Source organism: Sphingobium sp. Z007, from assembly GCF_900013425.1.
Classification (GTDB): Bacteria; Pseudomonadota; Alphaproteobacteria; order Sphingomonadales; family Sphingomonadaceae; genus Sphingobium.
Genome location: NZ_FBXK01000005.1, coordinates 2,172,068 through 2,190,292, shown reverse-complemented (window position 1 = coordinate 2,190,292; position 18,225 = coordinate 2,172,068). Strand labels below are relative to the sequence as shown.

Genomic DNA, 18,225 nt, shown 5'->3' with positions numbered 1-18,225 from the left:
TTGAACTTAGCACTTATTCGAACGTAGTGCGCCGTCGCCTGAGACCCCAGCCTTCGCTGGGGTGACAGTAGTCAAGCCACTTGTGGGTCCCAAAGACCGGCCACTCAACACTGGCCGCACCTGGTCGCATTGCGATTATAGCCGTGATGAAGGAAAAAGCGCCACCGGGTGGGGGATGCTAGCGGAGACGGGCCTGCATCCCCCGATAGTTAGACGGTGGGAACGCGGCTAAAGTCGCAATGGCCGTGCCAGAATGACGCAATTACCGGATAGTGCGGGTTCCAAAGGTTAACGCCGCGGCCGCCTTCATCCGCTTTGTCAAATTTTCCGACATATCGCGGCTTTTCAACGCTAAGGACGTCAACCACCCGCCGCGAACCGCTATTGACTACATCCGTAATCGATGCGACTACATCTGTGGTTGTGATAGGTGAGTCGGGTAAAGTCACGTGAGCGAGAAGATCAGCGAAGCGGAACTGGTGGTGATGGAGGCGCTTTGGGAAACCGCGCCGCAGACCGCCAATGATGTCGCCGATCGCGTGTCTGCCGACCGCGATTGGAGCCTCCAGACCGTCAAGACTTTGCTGTCGCGGTTGATGGCCAAGGATATCATCGCCGCCGACCAGGATGGCCGCCGCTTTCTCTACCGCCCGCTGGTGGCGCGCGACGATTATGTCGCGGGCGAATCCGGGCGGCTGGTGAACCGGCTGTTTGGCGGGCGGGTGTCGCCGCTGGTCGCCCAGTTGGCGCAACAGGATCAATTGACGGCGGACGATATCGCCGAGCTTGAGGAAATCCTGAAAGGGCTGAAATCATGAGCGTCTGGCTGGCCGAAACGCTGATCGCCACCACATTGCTGATGGCGCTGGTCATGCTGCTGCGGCGGCCGGTGGCGCGCTGGCTGGGGGCGGGGGCGGCCTATCTCCTCTGGATTTTGCCGCTAGCGCGGATGGTGCTGCCGACGTTGCCGCGCGACGTCGATCCCTCGCCACTGCATGTCGCGGTCGATCAGGTCGGCTTGCCGGGCCTCCTCACGGTCGCGCCCACCGCATCGGTCGCCACGTCCGCGCCGTCCTTCCCCTGGCTGGAAATCGGCATCGGCATCTGGTTTGTCGGCTTCCTCGCTTTCCTGGCCATGCAGGCCATAGGCTATGCGCGGTTTCGGCGTCTGATGATGGACGGCGCAACGCCTTTGGGGGAGGAAGGGCGCATCCGCCTCATCACCAGCCCCCACGCGTCCGGGCCGCTCGCCTTCGGCGTCTTGCGCCCCTACATCGTACTGCCCGCCGATTTCGCGCTGCGCTATGACCGCCAGGAACAGGATATGGCGATCGCCCATGAGCGCGCGCATCATGAACGCGGCGACCTAGCCGCTAATATGATCGCGCTGCTCATGCTGGCGGTCCATTGGTGCAATCCGGTCGCCTGGGCGGCCTATCGCGCCTATCGCGCCGACCAGGAAACCGCCTGCGACGCGCGCGTCCTTTCGCTCTACGGCCGCGAGCAGGCCCATGCCTATGGCCGCGCCATATTGAAGGCGGCGGGCGGTCGGCAATTTGCCGGGGCCTGCCATCTCACCCGTATCACGACGCTCAAAGGGAGGCTGAAAATGCTGTCCAACCATGATGTTTCGCTTCAGCGTATCAGCTGGGGCATGGCCGCCGTCGCGGTCGTCACCGCCGCCGGCCTCGCGCTCACCGCATCGGGCAGCCGCGCTGCGCAGCAGATGGCGGCGATCACCGACAAGATGGAAAGCGCCGACTTCGCCAAACTGTCTGACTTGGTGTCTCAGCCCGCCGCGGCGAGCGCGCCGACGGAGGCCGCAGTCGCCGCGGTCCCGGCCGTGCCTGGGGCGCCTGCCGTCCCCGCGGTCAAGGCGGCCGATGAATCCTGGCCCTCGCCGGCACCCATGTCCCCGACCGCGCCGATTGTGCCCGCTGCGGACATGATCGCCCCGGTGGCGCCCGTGCCACCTGCGCCACCCGTCTTGCGCAATGAAAAGGGCCGGATGACCGTGACCCATGCCGACGGTCGGGTCGAAACGCACCGTATCCCGACCGAGGCGGACATCGCCCGCATGGTGCCGGTGGTCGATGTGCGCGAAGGGTGCGATGGCGGCAAGGACGCCACCACCCGCCGCGAGAGCGTGGACGCCAATGGTCGCCGCCATATCCGGGTGCGCATCTGTAGCGCGGCGATCGAGCGAGCGGCGCAGCGTTCGGCCGACAGGGCGTCGGTCCAGGCGGATCGCGCCGCGCGGTACGCCGCCGCTCAGGCGGATCGAAGTGCGCGTCAGGCGGCGGCAATGGCGGACCGCGCGACACGTCAAGCCACAGCCAAGGCCGATCTGGCAGCGCGTCGGGCCGATGCCGAGGCAGCACAAGCGGATGTGGTGGCGCGATCCGCCGATGTCGCTGCGCTCAATGGACTGCGCGCGGCGCGTGCGCAAATCGCCGCCAACCGTTCCATGCCTGTCGAAGATCGGGCGGAAGCGCTGCGCGAGATCGACCAATCGATCGCCGAGATTCGCGCGGAATGGCATTAAGCGCGGTCTGACGCCCTAAACAGCCACCACTTCGGGCAGGATGGCGTCGAGCAGCAACATGCCGGCCGGGGCCACCTGCAACCGGTTGCCGGTGAGGTGGATGAGGCCGAGGCCGGTGAGTTGGTCGATCGCCCGTTCGTCGACCAGCCGATCGGCCTTGATCCCGGACGCGGCGGCGATGCGGGCCAGGTCCACGCCTTCGCCCAGTCGCAATCCCATCAGCAGCGCCTCGCGCGCCCGGTCCTCGCCCGACAGCGGCTCTTCACTCTGCGCTCCATGGCCGTTGCGGTCGACCGCGCCCATCCAGTTTTCCGGCTTCTTGTGCCGCATCGTCGCCATGCCGCCGCGGCGGCCATGTGCCCCCGGCCCGATCCCGGCATAGTCGCCATAGCGCCAATAGGTCAGATTATGGCGGCTTTCCTGCCCCGGCCGGGCGTGATTGCTAATCTCATAAGCGGGGATGCCGGCCGCGCCGGTCATCGATTGCGTGAGTTCATACAGGGTCGCGCCATGATCCGGGTCGGCGGGCGTCAGCTTGCCCTGCGCGACCAGCGTCGCGAAGCGGGTGCCCGGTTCGATCGTCAATTGATAGAGCGAGAGATGCCCGGTGCCGAAGGATAGCGCGCGGGCCAGTTCGGCCTGCCAGTCCGCCTCGCTCTGACCCGGACGGGCGTAGATGATGTCGAAGCTCACCCGGTCGAACACCGCCTGCGCGGTGTCGAGCGCGGCCAGCCCCTCCTCCACGTCATGGGCGCGGCCCAGGAAATGCAGCGCCTCATCGTCGAGCGCCTGGAGGCCGAGCGAGGTGCGGTTGACACCGGCGGCGGCCAGATCGGCAAAGCGCGCCGCCTCGACCGAATTGGGGTTGGCCTCCAGCGTGATCTCTATGTCGGGGGTGAAGCCCCACTGATCCTGCGCCGCGCCGATCAGCGTTTCGACCAAAGCGGGCGGCATCAGCGAGGGCGTGCCGCCGCCAAAGAAGATGGAGGAGAGGGGGCGGCCTGCGGTCAGCGCGGCCTCATACGCCATGTCGGCCAGCAGCGCAGCCCGCCACGCATCAATGTCCACGCCGTCGCGGACATGACTGTTAAAATCGCAATAGGGACATTTGGATACGCAAAAGGGCCAATGAATATATAAGGCTTGGGCGTCGGCACGGACGGGGTCTGGGGCCGTTGCGATTTGGGGGGAATGAGACGACATGGCTGGGGGCAGCCCTAAAGCGTTTTTGCGCGCTTCGCTATGGGCAGCGATGCTGCCGCTTCTGTTGGTGATGGCGACCGGCGCGCAGGCGGCGAGCGATAGCGACGGGCAAGCGCGCCCAAGGCAGGTGCCACGAGCGCGGTGATGCCGGCCGCCTATTATGGCATGGCGGAGGCCGCGCGGGGCGACAGGCTGCTGCGTGCGGTGATGATGGACGCGCATAATGGCGAGCGGATGGCGCTGGGCCTGCCCCCGCTAGACTGGGACGATGCGCTGGCGGCCGATGCGGCGCGTTACGCCGGGGAGATGGCGCGCAGCGGCGTGTTTCGCCATTCGCCGCGCGCCGGCCGGGCCATCCCCAGCGGCGAAAATCTGTGGATGGGGCCGCGTCGGCTCTACGGCTATCAAGCGATGGTGGGATCGTTTCTGGACGAGAAGCGCTTCACGCGAATCGCGGGCAAGCTACCCGACCTCAGCAGCACCGGGCGTTGGCAGGATGTCGGCCATTATAGCCAGATGATCTGGCGCAGCACGCGGAAGATCGGCTGCGCGCTGGGCGAAGGGGCCAATGCCGATTATCTGGTGTGCCGCTATTTCCCGGCTGGCAATGCGTTCGGTCGCGGTCCGATGGACGCAGACGATGCGGTGCCGATGGCGGAAACGCAGGTCGCCAGCGTCGCCCAATAGGCGGCGATGGATATTTCTCTCGGTGGCGGGCATTGGACAGGGGTAAGTCGCCAAAGGAGAAGAGGATGCGCATTGCCCTGCTGTCATGGACCCTGCCGGGTTGCGCGCTGATCGGGCTGGCCGGGTGCGGCGCGCCGTCGCAGCCGAAGGCGGACGGTGGGGCCGAAAATGCGGCAGTTTCCACCCCCGCCGCTCCCGTGATCGCGCCGGAGAATCGCGCACAGACGCCCATGCCCGATGCGGCGTTGGTCGCTGACGCAGCCGCGCCCGCCACGCCGCTATCCTGCGCGGCGGATATCGGGTCGGCCGCGGCGGCCAAGCGCGTCGCCATCTGCCGCAACGTGTCGCCCGCCACCCATCCGCCCTGCAATGCCGCCAATAGCTGCGCCATGATCGAGGATGAGATTGCGCGGAGCTGCGCGCTGTTCGACGGGCAGGGTGATCCGATGCAGGGATGTGATCCCGCGCCCAAGAGTATGGCGGCGGCGGTCGCGGTGGTGCAGCGTTATTATGCGGCGCTCAATGCCCGCGACTATGGGACGGCCTGGGCGCAATGGGGCGATAATGGCCCGCCGAACCAGACGCTGGAGACATTCCAGGCGGGCTTTGTGGGAACGCGATCGACGCGGGTGACGATCGGCAGGCTGGAGCCGGGCGACGCCGGCGCGGGGTCGATCTACCAAGCCGTGCCGGTGACGGTCGATTCGCAATTGCAGGACGGCACGCGTCAGCGTTTCGTCGGCGACTATGTCGTGCGGCGGATCAATGATGTGGACGGTGCGTCGCCCGCCCAATTGCGCTGGCATATCGGCCAGGCGAAGCTGAAGGCCGTGCCGGCGCGCTGAGCATCGGTCGCGATCGGTTCAGAAAACCGCGGCCACCAACTTTTCGAAGGCCTTGGCACGGTGGCTCATGGCGTGCTTGGCGTCTGGGTCCATCTCGCCGAAGCTGATGTCATGGCCGTGCGGCACGAACATCGCGTCATAGCCGAAGCCCTGGTCGCCGCGCGGCGGCCAGATCAGCGTGCCATCGATCCGGCCCTCGAACGCCTCGACATGGCCGTCGGGCCAGGCGAGGGCAAGGGCGCAGACGAAATGGGCGTCATGGCCGGCGTCCGGTCCCTTGGCCTCGATGCCGTCCCAAACCTTGCGCATGGCCATGTCGAAATCCTTGGTCGGCCCGGCCCAGCGCGCGGAAAACAGGCCGGGGTCGCCGCCCAGCGCCTCGACGCACAGGCCCGAATCATCGGCCAGCGCGGGCAGGCCGGACAGGTCGGCCGCCTGCATCGCCTTCAATTCCGCGTTCGCGATGAAGGTGGTGCCGGTTTCCTCCGGTTCGGGCAGGTCGAGCGACGCGGCGGAAATCGGCTCGATGCCATAGGGGCCAAGCAAAGCGGCGATTTCGCGCACCTTGCCGGGATTATGGCTGGCGATCACCAGCTTGCCCGGCGTGAGTTTGCGGATCGCCTGTTCCTGTCCGAAATTGTCGGTCATTATCTACCCTGCACATCTTGTATTCCTGCGAAAGCAGGAACCAAGGGCACCACCCGCGGCGCCCCGGACCATAGGCTCCTGCTTTCGCAGGAGCACAGCGCTGTTGCAACGCCTTGGGTGACTTACCGCCCCGTCGCTGCGTCCTGCGCGGCGAAGATCTTCGCGCAGCCGATGCGGGCGAGGCGGAGCAGACGGAGCAGCTCTTCCTCGTCATAGGCGGCGCCCTCGGCCGTCGCCTGCACTTCGGCGAACTTGCCGTCGCCGGTCAGGATCAGGTTGGCGTCCGTTTCGGCATTGCTGTCTTCGGCATAGTCGAGGTCGAGGACCGGCGTGCCTTCATAGATGCCGCAGCTGATCGCCGCGACCTTCTGGATGATCGGGTCTTCCTTCAATGCGCCCGACGCCAGCAGCTTGTCCACCGCAATGCGCAGCGCGACCCAGCTGCCCGAAATGGCCGCCGTCCGCGTGCCGCCATCAGCCTGGATCACGTCGCAATCGATCACGATCTGGCGCTCGCCCAGCTTCTTCATGTCGACCACGGTGCGCAGCGAGCGGCCGATCAGGCGCTGGATTTCCTGGGTGCGGCCCGACTGCTTGCCCTTGGCCGCTTCACGGCTGCCGCGGGTGTGGGTGGCGCGGGGCAGCATGCCATATTCGGCCGTGACCCAGCCCGACCCTTTGCCGCGGAGGAAGGGCGGCACCTTTTCTTCGACCGACGCGGTGCACAGCACGCGGGTGTCGCCGAAGCTGATGAGGCAGCTGCCCTCGGCATGGATGGTGAAGCCTGGCTCCATGGTGATATCGCGCATCTGGTCGGGCGCGCGGCCGGAAGGACGCATATTCTTTACTCCGAAACGGTCAGTTGACGGCGCTTAACGCCCGATGGCGTGACTTGCCAGTGTCGCGAAAGAAATAAGGCGTTAAAGAGAGACAATGACAAGATATGCAATGATGGCCGGACTGCTGCTGCTCGCGGGCTGCGTAAGTGGCGGCGATACCGAACTGGAGAAGCCCAAGGCGCCCGGAGAGACGATCCGCTTTACCGCCGGGCGCTGTTTCGGCGCATGTCCTTCCTATAGCCTGCGTGTGACGCCGGACGGTTCGGGGCTGCTGGAACCGGAGAAATTCACTGCCGTGCCCGGCCCGACCCGCTTTGCCGTCAGCATGGTGCAATATCGTCGCCTGCGCGCCGCGCTTGCGCCCTATCGCCCGCTAAGCGGTACGGCCAAGCGCATCGGCAATGGCGAAAACTGCACCCGCTTCGCCACCGACATGCCCGGCTACACCATCGAATGGACGGGCGATAAAGGCAAGCCGACCCGGCTAGAGTTCCAGTCGGGTTGCATGGATGCCCGCTATGCCAAATTGCGCACCACGATCGCGGCGATCCCCAAGATGCTGGATATCGAACCGATGCTCAAACCCAAGCCCGCAAAATAGGAGTGCAGGATGCGCGTTCTTTCACAGATTGTGGGTGTCCTTATCCTGCTGATGGGGCTGCTCTGGGTCGGGCAGGGGGCGGGCCTGATCCACTGGCCGCAATCCAGCTTCATGCTCGATCAGAGGCCATGGATTGGGCGTGGCGCGTTGCTCGCTGCGGTGGGCGTCGCGCTGATCCTGCTGGCGCGGCGCGGACGTTGAGCCTGCCCGCAACCCATCCTATATCACGCCCATGACGCTGACGACGCCGATCTCCGAGCTGAACGATCGCGCGCGCGATGTTTTTCGCGTAGTGGTGGAAAGCTATCTGGGCACCGGCCTGCCGGTGGGATCGCGCACGATCAGCAAGATCGCCTCGCTCAGCCTGTCGCCCGCATCGATCCGCAACGTGATGCAGGATCTGGAGGAGCTGGGCCTGCTTGCCGCGCCGCACACCTCGGCCGGGCGGATGCCGACCGAAACGGGGCTGCGCCTGTTCGTCGATGGCATGATGCAGGCGGCCGAACCGTCGGTCGAAGAACGGCGTGCGATCGAGGCCGGTCTGGTGGAAACCGGGCCGATCGAGGAAGCGCTGTCCGCCGCCACCGCGGCGCTCTCCGGCCTGTCGGCCTGCGCCGGCATCGTCATGGTGCCCAGGCGGGAGCCGGTATTGCGCCAGTTCGGTTTCGTGCCCTTGAATGATCGTCAGGCGCTCGCGGTGCTAGTGGGGCAGGACGGGTCGGTCGAAAACCGCGTGCTCGACCTGCCGCCCGGCGTCACCCCTTCGATGCTGAATGAAGCGGCGAACTTCATGTCGGCGCGCTTTGCCGGCATGACGCTGCGCCAGGCGGGCGACCAGCTAAGCCGCGAGATGGAGGCCGAGCGCGGCGTGCTCGACGGCGCGGCGCGCGAGCTGGTGGAGCGCGGCATCGCCATCTGGTCGCACGATGCCGACGACCGGCCGGTGCTGATCGTGCGGGGGCAGGCGCATCTGATCGATGACGGCACTGCCGCCGACCTGGAACGGGTGCGGCAATTGCTGGAGCAGCTGGAAGGCAAGCAGGAGATTTCCCGCCTGCTGGAAAGCGCGCTCGCCGGCAGCGCGACCAAAATCTTCATCGGGTCCGAAAACAAGCTCTTTTCCCTGTCGGGTTCTTCGGTCATAGCCGCGCCCTACCGTGGCGCGGACGGCCGGGTCGTGGGCGTGGTCGGCGTGATCGGCCCGACGCGCTTGAACTATGCGCGGGTGATCCCCATGGTGGATTTCACTGCACAGACGCTATCGAGATTGATGAGATGAGCGAAGACAAACAGAATCTGGAAAATACCGAAGTCGTGGACGCGCTGCCGGAAGAGGACGCGCCTGTGGTCGATGCCCATGCCGAGCGGATCGCCGTGCTGGAGGCGGAACTCTCCACCGCCAAGCAGGACATTCTCTACGCCCATGCCGACACGCAGAATGTGCGCCGCCGGCTGGAAAAGGAACTGGCCGACACGCGCGCCTATGCCGCCACCGCCTTTGCCCGCGACATATTGTCGGTCGCCGACAATCTGAGCCGTGCGCTGGCCGCCATCCCAGCTGACCTGCGCGAGGATGAGAAGTTCAAGGGGCTGGTCGTGGGCCTGGAAGCCACCGGACGCGAACTGGAGAGCGTGTTCGGCCGCAACGGCATCACGAAGATCGAATCGATCGGCCAGCCGCTCGACCCCAACAAGCATCAGGCCATGATGGAAGTCCCGTCCGCCGACGCGGAGCCGGGCACGATCCTGATCGAGATGCAGGCCGGCTACATGATCAAGGACCGCCTGCTGCGGCCCGCCATGGTCAGCGTGGCGAAAAAGCCGGAGTAAAGTCTTTCACCCGTTCGGGCTGAGCCTGTCGAAGCCCAATTCCTTCTTTAGGAAGTGACGCCCTTCGACAGGCTCAGGGCGAACGGGAATTTCATGTGCGCCACGACCTCAACCTCATCGCCGACCGCCCGACCTTCGTCACGCACCTCGAATGTTCGCTGACCGGCGAGCGTTATGCGGCGGACCAATTGCATGGCCTTTCGGCGGCGGGGAAGCCGTTGCTGGTGCGCTACGATCTGGACGGTGTGCGAGCGACGCTGACCAAGGACGCGCTTGCCGCGCGGCCCATGGACCTGTGGCGCTGGCGCGAATTGCTGCCGGTGCGGCAAACCGCCAACATCGTCAGCCTGGGCGAAAATGCGACGCCGCTGATCCCGCTGCCGCGCACCGCTGCGCGGCTGGGCGGGGCGCATCTGATGGCCAAGGATGAGGGGCGATTGCCGACCGCCTCGTTCAAGGCGCGCGGTCTCGTCATGGCGGTGTCGATGGCGAAGGAACTGGGCGTGACCCAGGTGGCGATGCCGACAAACGGCAATGCCGGCGCGGCGCTGGCCGCCTATGCCGCCGTCGCGGGCATGGAGGCGATCATCTTCTGTCCCGACGATACCCCCGAAATCAATGTGCGCGAAATCGCGGCGCAGGGCGCGCGCGTCTATCGCGTCAACGGCCTGATCGACGATTGCGGCGCGATCGTGGGGCAGGGGGTCAAGGCGCGCGGCTGGTTCGACTTTTCGACGCTCAAGGAGCCCTACCGAATCGAGGGTAAGAAGACGATGGGCCTGGAGCTGGCCGAACAGCTGGACTGGGAACTGCCCGACGCGATCTTCTACCCTACCGGCGGCGGCACCGGCCTGATTGGCATGTGGAAGGCGTTCGACGAACTGGAAAAGATCGGCTTCATCGGCTCCAAACGCCCCAAGATGTTCGCGGTGCAGGCCGAAGGCTGCGCGCCGATGGTGCGTGCGTTCGAGCAGGGCGTCGAGTTCGCCGAGCGCTGGGAGAACGCCCACACCATCGCCATGGGCATCCGTGTGCCGCGCGCGGTGGGCGACTTCCTGATCCTGCGCGCGGTGCGAGAAAGCGGTGGCGCGGCGCTGGCGGTGTCCGACGCGGCGATCATGACTGCGGTGCGCGACGTGGCGCGGGACGATGGGCTGCTGCTCTGCCCGGAGGGCGGGGCGACGCTGGCCGCCTATCAACGGGCGCTGGACGAGGGGCTGATCGGGTGCGACGATCGGGCGGTGCTGTTCAACTGCGCCAGCGGCCTCAAATATCCGTTGGAGGATCAGAGCCGCACGCTCGATCGCCATGCGCCGATCGATTTTATGAGCCTCTAAAGGTCGTCAGGTTCCGTGTTCCCGCGCAGGCGGAACACGCCTATCTCTACATCTAGCGGGAGTCTGCGATACAGGTTGATACACTTAAGACCTATCGTAACTCTTGACAATGATCGTTTTTAAGATATATCGCAATGCATCATGAAACATATGAAAGACTCAATGATGCATTTTTACCATTCTCATCACGGCCGCCATGGCGGTCATCATCCCGGCGCCGGCCGATTCGGTTCGCCTGATGGCTTTGGTCGTGGCGGCGGATTTGGCGGCGGGCGCGGTGGCCCGTTTGGCGGCGACTCTTTTGGCGAGGACGGCCTGCGCGGCGGCGGCCGGGGTGGTCGCGGCGGCAGCGGTGGTCGCCGGCGGCTGTTCGACAATGAAACGCTGCGCCTGATCCTGCTGAAGCTGATCGCCGACGAACCGCGCCACGGCTATGAACTGATCCGCGCGATCGAGGCGCTGTCGGGCGAAGCCTATGCGCCCAGCCCCGGCGTCGTCTATCCCACGCTGACGATGTTGGCGGAAATGGACCTGATCGTCGAGGAACCCAGTGAAGGCAGCCGCAAGCGCTTCGCCATCACCGATGCCGGCAAGGCCCAGATCGAGGAGCGGAAGGCGGCACTGGACCTGGCGATGGCGCGGCTGGCCGCGCTCGCCCAACATGCCGATCGCGTCGATGGCGCGCCGGTGCGCCGCGCGCTGCATAACCTGCGCATCGCCATCCAGCATCGCCTTGAAAAGGAAGGCGCCGATAACCAGACCATGTTCGATGTCGCGTCGTTGATCGACGAGGCGGCGAGCAAGATCGAAAGGCTCTGACATGACCGTGACCGCAAGCGTGCCGACCACGAACGCCAGCCGCTATCTCCAGCAGCTGTGCAAACATTGGAGCCACAAGTTCGAAACGGATTTCGGCCCGGAACAGGGTGTCATCGCCTTCCCGATGGGACCGATCCGCATGGCGGCGCAGCCTGACGCGCTGTTGGTGACATTGGAGCCGAACGCCGACGCCGATGTCGAGAAGTTCAAGCAGGTGGTCGCCGACCATCTCGATCGTTTCGCGTTCAAGGAAGCGCCGCTGCCGTTCGATTGGCTGTGAGGGGCGTTAACCCACCTCCGTTCGCCCTGAGCCTGTCGAAGGGCGAACGGAGGTAGGGTGTAACCGCCCTTAAATATCCTCAATCATCTCCGCCAGCACAGCCAGGCAATCCTTGGCGAGCTGCATCGACCGCGCCGGGGACCAGCCGAAATCGGCGTCCGGCAGGTCGTCATTATCCTTGAACGGCATTTCCAGCGTCATCGCCACCGCGCCGAAGCGTTCGGCCAACTGGTTGGTGGACATGGACAGGTTGGCTTTGCCTGCACCGGCAACTGAATAGCCCAGCCGCGTCTGGAAATCCGGGGTGCGCGTGGCCAGCGTGTCGCGATAGCGGTGGTAGAGCGCGACCTGGCGGTCAGTGATCGACGGGATGCCCTCGAACCCCGCAATGAATACGGCTGGAATTGCTTCGTCGCCATGCACGTCCATGGCGAAATCGACGCCGGTCGCGTCCATCGCGTTGCGCGCCAGCAGCACTTCGGGGCTGCGCTCCGCCGTCGGCTCATGCCATTCGCGGTTGAGGTTCACCCCGACCGCATTAGTGCGCAGATGGCCGCGACGGCTGCCGTCCGGGTTCATATTGGGGATGAGGTGGATCGTCGCCTTTTGCCGCAGCAGGCGGGCGACAGCATCCTCCTCGTCGCACAGTCGTTCCAGTGCGCCTTCCATCCACCATTCCGCCATCGTCTCGCCGGGATGCTGGCGCGCATAGAGCCACACCTGTCTTGGCCCGTCGCCGATCGTCAACAGGTCGAGCGGCTGGCCGTCCAGCGTCAGCCCCAGTTCGCGATGCGCAACGCCCGGCTGAGTCGCGGCCCAGGCGATGAGGTCATGATGCCGCTCCATCGAATAAGGCGCGAAATAAGCGACCCACAGCGCATTGCTGTCCGGCTCCAACCGGATCGTAAGCGTCCCGTCGGCATAGCTGGTGTCGGCCTGCACCCAGGTTTCGCGATCCTCGCTCACGCGCGCGCTATAGCCCGCCCAGCCATCGGGATAGGCCGATCTGCCTGCGTTGACGATTCGCAGTTCCACGTCGCGGCCCGCCGCATTGGCGAGCCGGAAATGAAACCATTGGTAAAAGTCGCTCTGGTGATCCGTCACGATCTCAAGGTCGGCGCGCACGCCGGCCGGGCTATCGGTGATGGAAAGAACGCGAATATTGCCGCTGTCGAAGCCGCAGGAAATGCTGATGGTCATTTAACCGTTATAGTGCGCCCTGATTCGCCGGGATAGCCCCCGATCAAGGCGGCGGCGAGTTTCTGTGCGGCGGTGGCGGGTTGCGCCGCGGCCGAACCCTGTTTCGCCTGGGTCGATGCGCGGCCTTCCCAGATCGCGGTCGAATCGGACCGGCGGCGCAATTGCACATGCAGTTCGGTCGTCACGATGTCCTTGGGCTTGCCCGACAGGTTGATGCCGACGCCCAGGCCAAGCCCGCCAAAGGTGCCCCCCCTGCGACCGCCGCCGCTGCCGATGCCGCCGCCCACGCCGACGCTGACCGGCCGGTCGCTGCCGCGGTCTGCGCCGGACGGACGGAAGGTGCGGGTGAAGCTGACCAGCGCGACATACTCGCTCTGGGCGCCATCTCCTGCGGTGAAGCCGATGCGCTGCAGCTCCTGCGATACGGCATTGGCATAGGTCCGAAATTCCAGGCTGATATCCGGATTACCCGGCATTTCCTCCACCGCGACGGTGCCTGACTGGGCCGGGTTGCCCATATGGAAACGCGTCACTTCCACGCGCGGCGCGGCCGTCGCGCTGGCGCCAAGGGACAGGGCGCCCAGCGCAAGGGCGCCAAGGAAAAACTTCGGGGCGGCAAGGCGGAAACGGCGCTTCGACATGGCTTCAACTCCAACGGGCATACGGCACGAACTGGCACCATGAAGACGGTGCGGTGGCCATAATCCCTTCAAACGCTTGAAGCCATGAACTTGCTGCATGGGGTATGAACAGAGTCAAAACAGCGCCTGCCGCCCTTGACTTTGGCCTGTCCGACCCATAGGGGCTGCGCTTCGAAATTCGACCACACCAGATTCATCAAGGGCCGTCTGCCATGAAGATCCGCAACTCGCTCAAGTCGCTCAAGGGCCGCCACCGGGACAACCGCGTGATCCGTCGCCGCGGCCGCACCTATGTCATCAACAAGACCAACCGCCGCTTCAAAGCCCGCCAGGGCTAAAAGCCAGGCGCTTGTCGCCCTTTCGGGGTGATGGGGTTGACCGCAATGTGGCAGGCGCCCGGTCGATGACCGGGCGCCTTTCCGCGTTAGCGCATGGCGAGCCGATTGGCGAATCGGTCCTTGTCTTCCGTTCGCCCTGAGCCTGTCGAAGGGCTGCTTTTTCTTCTGCGGTGCGAAGGAAGGGCAGGGCTTCGACAGGCTCAGCCCGAACGGGGAAGGGGAGGTCTTTTATGCCACCCCTAAGCCCCAACTCGTTCAGCCCTCGTCACGCCCCTTCAATTCGTCGCCGCGAATCGCCGCGACATGCAGCACGTTGGTCGATCCCGGCGTGCCGAAGGGGACGCCAGCCAACACCACGATCTTGCCCCCCTTGTCGGCCAGGCCGTGGCGCAGCGCCATCCGCCGGGCCTTGCCGATCATTTCCTCGAACGTGCCGATATCCTTCGTACGGATGGCGTGGACGCCCCAGGTCAGGCCCAGCTTGCGCGCGGTGTCGGTGCGCGGCGTCAGCGCCAGGATCGGCGCGTTGGGCCGTTCGCGCGCCACGCGCCGCACCGTGCTGCCCGATGAGGTGAAGCAGGTGATGGCGCTGGCGCCCACGATCGCCACGATATTGCCCGCCGCTTCGGCCAGCGCGTCGGCGGTGGTCGGATCGGGCTTCGTTTCGGTGTAATGGAGCCGGCCGAAATAGCCCGGATCGCGCTCCACGCTATGGGCGATGCTGTCCATCATCGTCACCGCCTCGACCGGCCAGTCGCCCGCCGCGGTCTCCGCCGACAGCATGATGGCGTCCGCCCCGTCATAGACCGCCGTCGCGACGTCCGACACTTCGGCGCGGGTGGGGGAGGGGGACTTGATCATCGATTCCAGCATCTGGGTCGCGACCACCACCGGCCGGCCCATGCGGCGTGCCGTGGCGACGATCTGTTTCTGGAGTGGCGGCACGGCCTGGGGCGGCAATTCGACGCCCAGGTCGCCGCGCGCCACCATCACGCCGTCGGCCAGCTCGATGATCTCCTCCAGCCGCTGCACGGCCGAGGGCTTCTCGATCTTCGCCATCAGCGCGCCATAGCCGCCCATCAGCTTGCGCGCCTCGGCCAGATCCTCAGGGCGCTGCACGAAGCTGAGCGCGATCCAGTCGCACCCCTGCTGTATCGCGAAGCTCAGGTCGCGGCGATCCTTGTCGGTCAGCGCGGGCACCGGCACGACCACATCCGGCACGTTCACTCCCTTACGATTGGACAGGGTGCCGCCGACCTCGACGATCGTGTCGATCCGGTCTTCGCCGATCGCCTTGACCCGCAGCACCATCTTGCCGTCGTCCAGCAGCAGCCGGGTTTCGGGCACCAGCGCGGCGTAGATTTCGGGGTGGGGCAGGTTGACCCGCTGGGCGTTGCCCGGCGTTTCGTCCCGGTCGAGGATGAAGGGCGCGCCGCGTTCCAGGATCGCCAGACCCTTTTCGAACGTCCCGACCCGCAATTTGGGCCCTTGCAGGTCGCCCAATATCGTCGTGGGCCGATGAAATTCCTTTTCTAGATCGCGGATGATGGCGATGCGCGCGGCATGATCCTCATGTGCGCCATGGCTCATATTGATGCGGAAGGCGTCGGCCCCGGCGATGAACAAGGCCCGGATCATTTCGGGCGTATCGCTCGCAGGGCCAAGGGTCGCCAGGATGCGGACCTTGCGCGAGCGGGGCGGTAACTTCGTCATGGCTTCTCCTGACCGTCATGATCGTCCCCGGCTTGGCCTTGTCGGCCTTGCCAGTGCGTCGTTATGGGTTATCCGTGCTGCACGACAGGATGATGTAGATCAGCGAAAGGGTTCTCACGCCGATGACCGACACCATAGTCACAGATGCCGTGGCCGCAACCGCCTTCCGCCGTCTGGTGGCGCATTTGCAGCATCGCACGGACGTTCAGAATATCGATCTGATGGGGCTGGCGGGCTTTTGCCGCAACTGCCTGGCCGACTGGATCGCGGAGGCGGACGGCGATATGACGCGCGATCAGGCGCGCGCAATCATCCACGGGATGCCCTTTGCGGAATGGAAAGAGCGGTATCAGGGCGAAGCGACGCCGGAGCAGCTGGCGCGCATGAAAGAGAGTGTGGCGAAGAACGCCGACAATCACTAGGACGCCCTCCAACCGATTCACATCTACCGGAGATATTCCCCCATGACCGAACCCAATGTCGCCGCCGACCAGCTCCGCCTGCTGATCGAGCGCATCGAGCGCCTGGAAGAAGAGAAAAAAGGCATCGGCGACGACATCAAGGACGTCTATCTGGAAGCCAAGGCGACCGGTTATGATCCCAAGATCATGCGCCAGATCGTCCGTCTGCGGAAAATGCAGCCGCATGACCGGCAGGAGATGGAAGCCATCCTCCAGACCTATCTGTCTGCATTGGGTATGGAATAACCAACTGATATAATAGGAAAGACGCCCATGTCCGAGATCATCGTCAGCACCACCAGCCGTCTGGAAGGCCGGCCGGCAAAAGAGTATCTCGGCATCGTCACTGGCGAGGTGATCGTGGGCGCCAACCTGTTCCGTGACCTGTTCGCCAGCGTGCGCGATATCGTGGGCGGGCGATCGGGCGCTTATGAGGATGTGCTGCAGCGCGCCCGCGAGCAGGCGATCGGCGAAATGCGGATGCGCGCCGCGACGCTGGGCGCCAATGCCGTGGTCGGCGTCGACCTGGATTATGAAGTGCTCGGCGCCAACGGGTCGATGCTGATGGTGTCGGCGTCGGGCACCGCGATCCTCGTCTGAGTTGCGCGAACGGGCGCTGCTCGCTAGAGAGCGCCCTTCGCTTTCACAGAAATATTGGGGAGAAGGCCGTGGCCGGCCATTCCAAATTCAAGAACATCATGCATCGCAAGGGCGCGCAGGACAAGAAACGCTCCTCGATGTTCTCCAAGCTCAGCCGCGAAATCACCGTCGCGGCCAAGATGGGCATGCCCGACCCGGACATGAACCCGCGCCTGCGCCTGGCGGTCAACGCCGCAAAGGCGCAGTCCATGCCCAAGGACAATATTCAGCGCGCCATCGACAAGGCGAACGCGGCGGGCGGCGAGAATTACGAGGAAGTGCGTTACGAGGGCTATGGCCCCGCCGGTATCGCCATCATCGTCGAGGCGCTGACCGATAACCGCAACCGCACCGCGACCAATATCCGCACCGCCTTCTCCAAAAATGGCGGCAATCTGGGCGCGTCGGGTGCGGTCAGCCATGGCTTCGACCGGGTGGGCCTCATCACCTATCCGGCGAGCGCAGGAGACGCCGACGCGATCTTCGAAGCGGCGCTGGAAGCGGGCGCGGAGGATGTGTCGTCCAACGAGGACGAGCATGAAATCTGGACTGCGATGGATGCGCTCCATGAGGTCGCCAAGGCGCTGGAAGCCAAGCTCGGCGCCGCCGACAGCGCCAAGCTCGCCTGGAAGCCGCAGATCACCGTCGATGTCGATGAAGCCAATGCGGCCACGCTGATGAAGCTGGTCGATACGTTGGAGGATGACGACGACGTCCAGACCGTCTGGGGCAATTATGAAGTGTCCGACGACGTGATGGAGAAGCTGGGTTGATCGCCAATTCCTCTCCCCATGGGGGAGAGGGTTGCGCAGCCTTGGCGGCTTTGTCGCCTAGGCGAAGCTGGGAGAGGGGGCATTGCGCCACCGATAGGTCTGGATCCCCTCTCCAAGCGCGGCTAGTCGGCAAGCCGGCAAGCCTTGCTATCCTCTCCCCTGAAGGGGCGAGGATATTGCCATGATCCTGCTTGGCCTCGACCCCGGCCTTGGCACCACCGGCTGGGGCCTGATCGCCGCGGATGGCAACCGGCTGACCCATATCGGCAATGGCCAGATCAAGACCGATAGCAGCATGGCGCTCTCGACGCGGCTGCTGGCGCTCGACCTTGCGCTGACCGATCTTATCCTCGAACATCGGCCCGATGGCGCGGCGGTGGAGGAGGTGTTCGTCAATGTGAACCCGCAATCGACGCTGAAACTGGGGCAGGCGCGCGGCGTGATCCTGCTCAACGCCGCGCGATCGGGCATGGAGGTGGGCGAATATGCCGCGCGCCTCGTCAAGAAATCGGTGGTCGGCGTGGGCAATGCGTCGAAGGACCAGGTCCACGCCATGGTGTCGCGCCTGCTGCCCGGCGCGAAGATCACCGGGCCGGATGCGTCGGATGCGCTGGCGGTGGCGATCACCCACGCCCATCATCTCGCCAGCGCGCGGCGGATACCGACGCGTTAAGGCTTCGAGGCCATTGTCTCGAATGCGATTAGAGGTAGAGAGCGCCCTCGCCGCCATGGCGCGGATGGGCGACGCGCACGCTGATTCCGTTCGTGCTGAGTAGGGTCTGAGCTTGTCGAAGACCCGTATCGAAGCATCTCGCACGAACCCTTC

Annotated in this window: 23 protein-coding genes; 17 read left to right on the top strand and 6 right to left on the bottom strand. The window is 65.1% G+C overall.

Translation table 11 applies throughout. The annotated features are described in order from the left end of the window. Positions 1-449 precede the first annotated feature (449 nt). Both CEQ44_RS18570 and CEQ44_RS18565 read left to right on the top strand, forming a co-directional pair. On the top strand, positions 450-818 hold the full coding sequence (locus CEQ44_RS18570; protein WP_088183298.1) for a BlaI/MecI/CopY family transcriptional regulator: 369 nt from the start codon (positions 450-452) through the stop codon (positions 816-818). Next, on the top strand, positions 815-2,545 hold the full coding sequence (locus CEQ44_RS18565) for a M56 family metallopeptidase (RefSeq protein WP_088183297.1): 1,731 nt from the start codon (positions 815-817) through the stop codon (positions 2,543-2,545). The genes CEQ44_RS18570 and CEQ44_RS18565 overlap by 4 nt, the downstream gene beginning before the upstream one ends. Positions 2,546-2,560: 15 nt before the next feature. On the opposite strand, the gene hemW is transcribed toward CEQ44_RS18565, so the two are convergent. Then, a complete protein-coding gene (gene hemW, locus CEQ44_RS18560; protein WP_088183296.1) occupies positions 2,561-3,748 on the bottom strand; it encodes a radical SAM family heme chaperone HemW in 1,188 nt (395 codons plus the stop codon). Positions 3,749-3,892: 144 nt separating this feature from the next. Here hemW and CEQ44_RS18555 point away from each other — a divergent pair, with 144 nt between their 5' ends. Both CEQ44_RS18555 and CEQ44_RS18550 read left to right on the top strand, forming a co-directional pair. Then, entirely contained in the window at positions 3,893-4,435 is a 543-nt protein-coding gene (locus tag CEQ44_RS18555) for a CAP domain-containing protein (protein ID WP_088183295.1), read from the top strand. A gap of 65 nt (positions 4,436-4,500) precedes the next feature. Next, the gene (locus CEQ44_RS18550) at positions 4,501-5,280 is read left to right on the top strand and encodes a hypothetical protein (RefSeq protein ID WP_088183294.1); all 780 of its coding nucleotides are present in this window, start codon (positions 4,501-4,503) and stop codon (positions 5,278-5,280) included. Between the two features lie 18 nt (positions 5,281-5,298). On the opposite strand, the gene rdgB is transcribed toward CEQ44_RS18550, so the two are convergent. Then, entirely contained in the window at positions 5,299-5,928 is a 630-nt protein-coding gene (rdgB, locus tag CEQ44_RS18545) for an RdgB/HAM1 family non-canonical purine NTP pyrophosphatase (RefSeq protein WP_088183293.1), read from the bottom strand. A gap of 122 nt (positions 5,929-6,050) precedes the next feature. Continuing rightward, on the bottom strand, positions 6,051-6,767 hold the full coding sequence (gene rph, locus CEQ44_RS18540) for a ribonuclease PH (protein ID WP_088183292.1): 717 nt from the start codon (positions 6,765-6,767) through the stop codon (positions 6,051-6,053). 94 nt (positions 6,768-6,861) lie between these two features. On the opposite strand from rph, the gene CEQ44_RS18535 reads away from it, so the two are divergent. From CEQ44_RS18535 to CEQ44_RS18505, 7 genes are all read left to right on the top strand, one after another. Further along, positions 6,862-7,368, top strand: a complete 507-nt coding sequence (locus tag CEQ44_RS18535; RefSeq protein WP_088183291.1) for a DUF6438 domain-containing protein — start codon at positions 6,862-6,864, stop codon at positions 7,366-7,368. A 9-nt stretch (positions 7,369-7,377) separates the two neighbouring features. Further along, on the top strand, positions 7,378-7,569 hold the full coding sequence (locus CEQ44_RS18530) for a hypothetical protein (protein ID WP_088183290.1): 192 nt from the start codon (positions 7,378-7,380) through the stop codon (positions 7,567-7,569). A 31-nt stretch (positions 7,570-7,600) separates the two neighbouring features. After that, positions 7,601-8,647: a heat-inducible transcriptional repressor HrcA gene (gene hrcA, locus CEQ44_RS18525; protein ID WP_088183289.1), complete on the top strand. Its 1,047-nt coding sequence runs from the start codon at positions 7,601-7,603 to the stop codon at positions 8,645-8,647. Continuing rightward, positions 8,644-9,198, top strand: a complete 555-nt coding sequence (grpE, locus tag CEQ44_RS18520; protein ID WP_088183288.1) for a nucleotide exchange factor GrpE — start codon at positions 8,644-8,646, stop codon at positions 9,196-9,198. Before hrcA ends, grpE begins: the two co-directional genes overlap by 4 nt. A 95-nt stretch (positions 9,199-9,293) precedes the next feature. Beyond that, entirely contained in the window at positions 9,294-10,535 is a 1,242-nt protein-coding gene (locus CEQ44_RS18515) for a threonine synthase (RefSeq protein WP_088183287.1), read from the top strand. A 141-nt stretch (positions 10,536-10,676) separates the two neighbouring features. Then, positions 10,677-11,354 (top strand): PadR family transcriptional regulator, encoded by a 678-nt coding sequence (locus CEQ44_RS18510; protein ID WP_373438210.1) that lies wholly within the window; start codon positions 10,677-10,679, stop codon positions 11,352-11,354. Between the two features lies 1 nt (position 11,355). After that, on the top strand, positions 11,356-11,634 hold the full coding sequence (locus tag CEQ44_RS18505; protein WP_088183285.1) for a DUF2218 domain-containing protein: 279 nt from the start codon (positions 11,356-11,358) through the stop codon (positions 11,632-11,634). A gap of 69 nt (positions 11,635-11,703) precedes the next feature. Here CEQ44_RS18505 and CEQ44_RS18500 read toward each other — a convergent pair whose 3' ends face one another. Next, positions 11,704-12,834, bottom strand: coding sequence for a M14-type cytosolic carboxypeptidase (locus tag CEQ44_RS18500; RefSeq protein WP_088183284.1), 1,131 nt, complete (start codon positions 12,832-12,834; stop codon positions 11,704-11,706). Next, positions 12,831-13,475, bottom strand: coding sequence for a hypothetical protein (locus tag CEQ44_RS18495; protein ID WP_254913644.1), 645 nt, complete (start codon positions 13,473-13,475; stop codon positions 12,831-12,833). The genes CEQ44_RS18500 and CEQ44_RS18495 overlap by 4 nt, the downstream gene beginning before the upstream one ends. A gap of 212 nt (positions 13,476-13,687) precedes the next feature. On the opposite strand from CEQ44_RS18495, the gene ykgO reads away from it, so the two are divergent. Continuing rightward, positions 13,688-13,813 (top strand): type B 50S ribosomal protein L36, encoded by a 126-nt coding sequence (gene ykgO / locus CEQ44_RS18490; protein WP_004210176.1) that lies wholly within the window; start codon positions 13,688-13,690, stop codon positions 13,811-13,813. 255 nt (positions 13,814-14,068) lie between these two features. On the opposite strand, the gene pyk is transcribed toward ykgO, so the two are convergent. Then, complete coding sequence (gene pyk, locus CEQ44_RS18485; RefSeq protein ID WP_088183283.1) at positions 14,069-15,526, bottom strand: pyruvate kinase; 1,458 nt, start codon at positions 15,524-15,526, stop codon at positions 14,069-14,071. Between the two features lie 122 nt (positions 15,527-15,648). On the opposite strand from pyk, the gene CEQ44_RS18480 reads away from it, so the two are divergent. The 5 genes from CEQ44_RS18480 (at position 15,649) to ruvC (ending at position 18,072) form a co-directional block, all read left to right on the top strand. After that, the gene (locus tag CEQ44_RS18480) at positions 15,649-15,948 is read left to right on the top strand and encodes a DUF1244 domain-containing protein (protein ID WP_088183282.1); all 300 of its coding nucleotides are present in this window, start codon (positions 15,649-15,651) and stop codon (positions 15,946-15,948) included. Between the two features lie 42 nt (positions 15,949-15,990). Then, entirely contained in the window at positions 15,991-16,233 is a 243-nt protein-coding gene (locus CEQ44_RS18475) for a DUF2312 domain-containing protein (RefSeq protein ID WP_006956223.1), read from the top strand. 27 nt (positions 16,234-16,260) lie between these two features. Beyond that, positions 16,261-16,587, top strand: a complete 327-nt coding sequence (locus CEQ44_RS18470) for a heavy metal-binding domain-containing protein (protein ID WP_171899206.1) — start codon at positions 16,261-16,263, stop codon at positions 16,585-16,587. A 68-nt stretch (positions 16,588-16,655) separates the two neighbouring features. Then, positions 16,656-17,399, top strand: a complete 744-nt coding sequence (locus CEQ44_RS18465; RefSeq protein ID WP_088183281.1) for a YebC/PmpR family DNA-binding transcriptional regulator — start codon at positions 16,656-16,658, stop codon at positions 17,397-17,399. A gap of 181 nt (positions 17,400-17,580) precedes the next feature. After that, positions 17,581-18,072, top strand: a complete 492-nt coding sequence (gene ruvC / locus CEQ44_RS18460) for a crossover junction endodeoxyribonuclease RuvC (RefSeq protein WP_088183280.1) — start codon at positions 17,581-17,583, stop codon at positions 18,070-18,072. Positions 18,073-18,225: the final 153 nt, after the last annotated feature.